General features: G+C 69.0%; 7 protein-coding genes. 1 reads left to right on the top strand and 6 read right to left on the bottom strand.

Annotated elements, in window-relative coordinates; translation table 11 throughout:
- The coding region (locus tag I71_RS16285; protein ID WP_042695897.1) for a metal ABC transporter solute-binding protein, Zn/Mn family at positions 1-790 on the top strand (790 nt) is incomplete at its 5' end.
- Between the two features lie 8 nt (positions 791-798).
- Here the strand turns inward: I71_RS16285 and I71_RS36030 are convergent.
- The 6 genes from I71_RS36030 to I71_RS16310 all read right to left on the bottom strand — a co-directional run.
- Positions 799-963, bottom strand: a complete 165-nt coding sequence (locus tag I71_RS36030) for a twin-arginine translocase TatA/TatE family subunit (protein WP_083897204.1) — start codon at positions 961-963, stop codon at positions 799-801.
- 17 nt (positions 964-980) lie between these two features.
- Positions 981-1,991, bottom strand: a complete 1,011-nt coding sequence (locus tag I71_RS16290) for an FAD:protein FMN transferase (protein WP_042695898.1) — start codon at positions 1,989-1,991, stop codon at positions 981-983.
- Complete coding sequence (locus I71_RS16295; protein WP_049976153.1) at positions 1,991-2,530, bottom strand: nitrous oxide reductase accessory protein NosL; 540 nt, start codon at positions 2,528-2,530, stop codon at positions 1,991-1,993. Before I71_RS16295 ends, I71_RS16290 begins: the two co-directional genes overlap by 1 nt.
- Positions 2,530-3,354: an ABC transporter permease gene (locus I71_RS16300; protein ID WP_042695899.1), complete on the bottom strand. Its 825-nt coding sequence runs from the start codon at positions 3,352-3,354 to the stop codon at positions 2,530-2,532. The genes I71_RS16295 and I71_RS16300 overlap by 1 nt, the downstream gene beginning before the upstream one ends.
- Positions 3,351-4,277: an ABC transporter ATP-binding protein gene (locus I71_RS16305; protein ID WP_042695900.1), complete on the bottom strand. Its 927-nt coding sequence runs from the start codon at positions 4,275-4,277 to the stop codon at positions 3,351-3,353. Before I71_RS16305 ends, I71_RS16300 begins: the two co-directional genes overlap by 4 nt.
- Positions 4,274-5,017: NosD domain-containing protein (locus I71_RS16310; protein ID WP_042695902.1), on the bottom strand; the 744-nt coding region annotated here is incomplete at its 5' end. The genes I71_RS16305 and I71_RS16310, both read right to left, overlap by 4 nt.

Here is a 5,017-nt window from a genome sequence, read left to right on the forward strand (position 1 = left end):
GACGACCCCGGTCGGCCCCGATGGCGACGCCCATGTCTACGAGCCCACACCCGCCGACGCCCGCGCGCTCGGTGCCGCCAACTTCGTCGTCGTCAACGGGCTGGGAATGGAAGGCTTGATCGACCGGCTGGTCAAGGCGTCCGGCTACAAGGGACCGGTCACCGTCACCAGCACCGGCGTCAAGCCGATTGCCGGTGAGGAGGAGCATGGGGAGCACGGGCATGACGACCATGGCCACGACGATCACGGCCACGGTGCCTACGATCCGCATGCCTGGCAGTCGGTCGCGAACGCCAAGATCTATGCCGACAACATCCTGAAGGGCCTGGTCGCCGCCGCCCCGGACAAGGCCGCCGTGCTGCGGGCCAACCATGCCGCCTACGAGGCCAAGCTCGACGCGGTGGAGGCCGAGATCAAGGCCGCGCTGAAGCCGATCCCGCGCAAGGACCGCAAGATCGTCACCTCGCACGATGCCTTCGGCTATTACGGCAAGACCTATGGCGTGACCTTCCTGGCGCCGGTCGGCATGTCCACCGAGGCGGAGGCGTCGGCCGGCGACATCGCCAGGATGATCCGCCAGATCAAGAAGGAGAAGATCAAGGCGGTCTTCGTCGAGAACATCGCCGACCCGCGCCTGCTGGAGCAGATTTCCCGCGAGACCGGTGCGCGCATCGGTGGGCGAGTCTATTCCGACGCGCTGTCGCCGGCGGATGGGCCGGCCGCGACCTATGTCGACATGATGCGCCAGAACTTGGCCCAGTTCGTCAAGGCGCTGGCGCCTGTTTCGTAAGGTCCCGGTTACGCGATCGGCTTGCGCTCCTCGTCCTCCTCCTTCAGACCGGCCTTGAAGCTCTTGATGCCCTTGGCAAAATCGCCCATGACGGCCGGCAGCTTGCCGGCGCCGAACAGCAGAAGGACGACCAGGAGGACGATGGCCCAGTGGAACAGGCTGAAGCTTCCCATGACGATGATCCGTTCTTTCAGGCGGGCAGCCGCAGGATGCGGCCGTCGGGGTGGGTGAAGCGGGCGGTGACGCCGGGATGGGCTGCCAGGATGGAGGCGGCGCGGTCCGCCGGCACCGCCGACAGGGCGGTTGACAGGGCGTCGGCCGTCGTGGCCTCGGGCGCCTGGACCGTCACCGCCAGCCATTGGGCGGCGCAGGCACCGCTCGCCGGATCGAACAGGTGGGTGAAGCGGCCGGCGGCGTCGAAGCGGGTGCCGTAGCCGCCCGACGTCGCCATCGCGCCGTCGGTGAGGTCGACGGTGCCCGTCGTCTTATCGGGATCGGTGGGGTCGGCCAGACCGACGGTCCAGGGGCGGCCGGAGGGGTGGTGACCCAGCGCCCGCAGCTCCCCCATGTCGACCAGGACGTGGCCCATGCCCTCCGCCTTCAGGCGCTCGGTCACGCGGTCGGTGATATAGCCTTGGGCGATGCCGTTCAGCGTCATCGCCATGCCCTTGGCGGCGAAGGCGATGTGGTTGGGTTCCACCCGCAGCGCGCGCACATCGACCAGCGCGCGGGCGGCGCGGATGGCGTTCTCCGGCGGTCCGGCGGGGTCGGCGTTCGCGCGCTCGAAATGTCCGGCATAGAGCTGCCACAGCGGCTGCACCGTGGGGTCGAAGGCGCCGCCGGTGCTGCGGCCGAAGGCGGCGGCCTCCGACAGCAGGCGGACGAGGTCGGCGGGCGGGTTGTCCAGCCGGCCGTCGCGATTCAGACGGCGCAATGCGGAGTCGGTGCGGTAAAGGCTGAAGACCCGCTCCAGCCTTGCGACCTCTTCCAGGCTGAGGGCAATCAGGCGGTCCGCCTCGGCCGCGTCGGGGTGGGCGATGCTCAGGCTGGCATCGGCGCCCAGTGCCACGCCGCGCCAGACGCGCACCGGAATCCCATCGGCACGCGGCAGACGGTGCGGCAGAAGCGACAGCCCGGCGGCTGTGGCGCCGATGGCGAGGAAACGACGTCTGGCCAGGGGGCGGGTGAGGCTTGGCGACATCACTGCTCTCCCTCGGCCATGGTGGCGGGCGGGGTGAGGATCCGGTCCTCATGCACATCGGCGAAGCGCAGGAGCGTTCCGCCATTGGCGGCGGCGAAGCGCTCGGCCGCCACCTTGTCGGAAAAGGGATAGGGCTCCGCCTCGCCCATGCCGCCGCGCAGCCTGCTGCCCAGCACGTACCAGGCCTGCCGCGCCTCCACCCAGGCCGTCATGTCGGGGGCGGCGGGGTCACTGGCCTTGGCCACGTCTGTGACGTAGATGGCGCCGATCTCCTTCGGTTCCTCCGGCAGCATGGTGAAGGCGAAGGTGTCGCGGACGGAGGAGAGCCAGATCGGCTTCTCCTGCCCCTTCACCAGGATCTGGCCCTTGGGGCCGGGATGGTCGGCCAAATTCATGCCGCAATAATGGCCGATGGCATCGGCGGTCAGGGTGGCCGGCGGCGGCGGGGCGCCCTCCGCCTTCTCCTGCTTGCAGGCCGCGAGCGGCAGCAGCAGGGCGGCGGCGATCAGGACGGACCGCAGGATGGGACGGGTGCGCATCAGATCTGCTTCCTCGAAAAGAGGGCGGCGGCCAGCGCCAGGGGGGCGGCGATCCAGCCTGCCATCACCGCCAGCAGCAGCGGGACCGACAGCTGGACATGGGTGGCGAGGCCGGCGGTGCCGGCGAAGCTGCTGACGCCCTTGAAGCCGGTCAGGTTGAACAGGCGATAGGCGTCGGCCGGGTTGGCGAGCAGCAGCCAGTTCAGCGTCTCCACCCCCAGGCCGCTGCCGCTGGCGAGGATGCCAAGCAGGGCCATGTCGTAGAGCAGGACGAAGCACAGCCAGACAGCGACAGCGATGCCGGCCGCCGTGCCGCGGTCGCGGACGATGGTGGAGGCGAGATAGCCGAGTGCGGTGAAGGCGGCGCCCAGCATCACGCTGGACCCGATCATCGAGGCGAAGGCGCGCCAACTGTCCGGACCGATGGCGGTGTCGCCCATGGCGAGCGCCACGCCGGCAGCGCCGTAGCCGACCACGGTCGCCAGCGCGATCACCGCGGCATGGCCGAGGAACTTGCCGAGCAGAAGCTGCCAGCGCGCCACCGGATAGGACAGCAGCAGGGTCATGGTGCCGCGGTCGATCTCCCCCACCACGGCGTCGAAGGACAGCAGCAATGCTATCAGGGGAAGGAGGAAGATGGTCAGGCTCGACAGGCTGACGATGGTGACCTCCACCGGGCCGACGCCGACCGTGCCGGTGGGGACGGATCCGAGGAAGCTCAGCGTCAGGGCCAGCGCGGCCATCAGCAGGGTGGTGGCGACGACCCAGCGGTTGCGGGTCGCCTCGCGCAGTTCCTTGCCGGCGATGATCAGGAGCGTGTTCATTCGGCGGCCTCCCGGCGCAGGAAATGGGCGTACATCTCGTCCAGGCTGGGCTGGACGATCTCGATGTCCTTTATGGCGGGGCCGTCGCAGGCGATGCGGCGGACCAGGGCGACCTTGTCGTCGTTGGCGCAGGCCAGCTCGACCACGCCGCCGGCCAGACGGGTCAGGGCGGCGCCCTCCCCTACCCTGCCCGCCAGGGTATCGATACCGCCGGCCGGCAGGGTCAGGCGGATGCGCACCGGCAGCTGGGCGAGGCTGCGCAGGGTGGCGAGTGAGCCGTCGGCCACCTTGCGGCCGCGGTTCATCACCACGACGCGGTCGGCCTGCCCTTCCAGCTCGGTCAAGGCATGGCTGCACAGCAGGATCGTGGTGCCGCGGTCGCGCAGCTCCGCCACGATGGCGTAGAAGCTCTGGCGCAGCGCCGGGTCGAGGCCGGTGGTCGGCTCGTCGAGGAACAGCAGCTTCGGGCCGCCGAGCAGCGCCTGGGCCAATGCCAGGCGCTGGCGCATGCCCTTGGAATAGATCGAGACCCGGCGCTTGATGGCGGCGGGTTCCAGCCCGACCGTCGCGAACAGTGCGTCGTTGTCGCGGCGGGAGGCACCCTTCAGCCGGGCGTAGAAGTCCAGCGTCTCCCGCCCCGTCATGCTGGGATGGAAGGCGACGTTTTCCGGCAGGAAGCCGATCCGGCGGCGGATGGGGGAGCAGGCGGCGCTGGCCGGGTCGCCGCCCAGCACGCGGATGCGGCCCTCCGTCGGGGTGGTCAGCCCAAGCATCAGCTTGATGAGGGAGCTTTTGCCGGCGCCGTTGTGGCCGACCATCGCCACGCATTCGCCGGGCGCCAGCGTCAAATCCACGCCGCGCACCGCCGCGGTCTCGCCATAGCGCTTGGTGACGCCCTGCACCTCTGCGGTGAAGTCGGTCATGGCTGTTTCCTCTCGGCGGATTGAACTGGTGTGGGCAGGGGGGGAGGCGTCATCAGCGGGGCGCTGTCGATCACGCCGCCGGGATGCAGGGCCGGGAACTGCTTCTGCGCCCAGCGGATCACCTGGACGCCGGGACTGTTCATCAGCAGCTTGGCCGCCGGATACTCCCACATCACCCGGTCGACCACGTCGTTGGGGCGATAGGGCTCGTCGGAGATGCCGTCGCCGTTTAGGTCGAAGGCGGCATTGTCGGACCAGTAGTTGCCGCGCCCATTCTCCGACCAGTCGAGATAGCGGGTGCCGACATACTTCACCTGGGTGCGGTTGCCGATGAAGGCGTTGCCGGTCAGGCTGTTGCGCTCCGACCCGGCGGTGAAATGGACGCCGATCTCGCAGCCCTCGAACCGGTTGCCGGTGAAGCGGTTCTTGTTGGCGTTGTAGATGAAGACGCATTTCCAGGTGCCGCTGCGCAGCCGGTCGCTCATCGCCTCGCTGTCGCGGGGGATGTCGGTGTCGGGCAGCGCCTCGCCGCTGTCGGACAGCGCGCCGGCGAAGCGGCCCTCGATCACGTTGCCCTCGATGCGGGAGCTGTTGGCGTTGTTCAGCATCAGGCCGTGTTCGCGGTCGACCTTGGAGCGGTTGTTACGGATCAGCAGGTTGTTGGAGAACATCACCGCATAGCCGACGTTGTTGGCGACGGAGACGTTGTCGGTCACCTCGGAATCGTTCGTATACATGTA

The sequence above is a fragment of the Azospirillum sp. B506 genome (genome assembly GCF_000333595.1).
Taxonomy (GTDB): domain Bacteria; phylum Pseudomonadota; class Alphaproteobacteria; order Azospirillales; family Azospirillaceae; genus Azospirillum.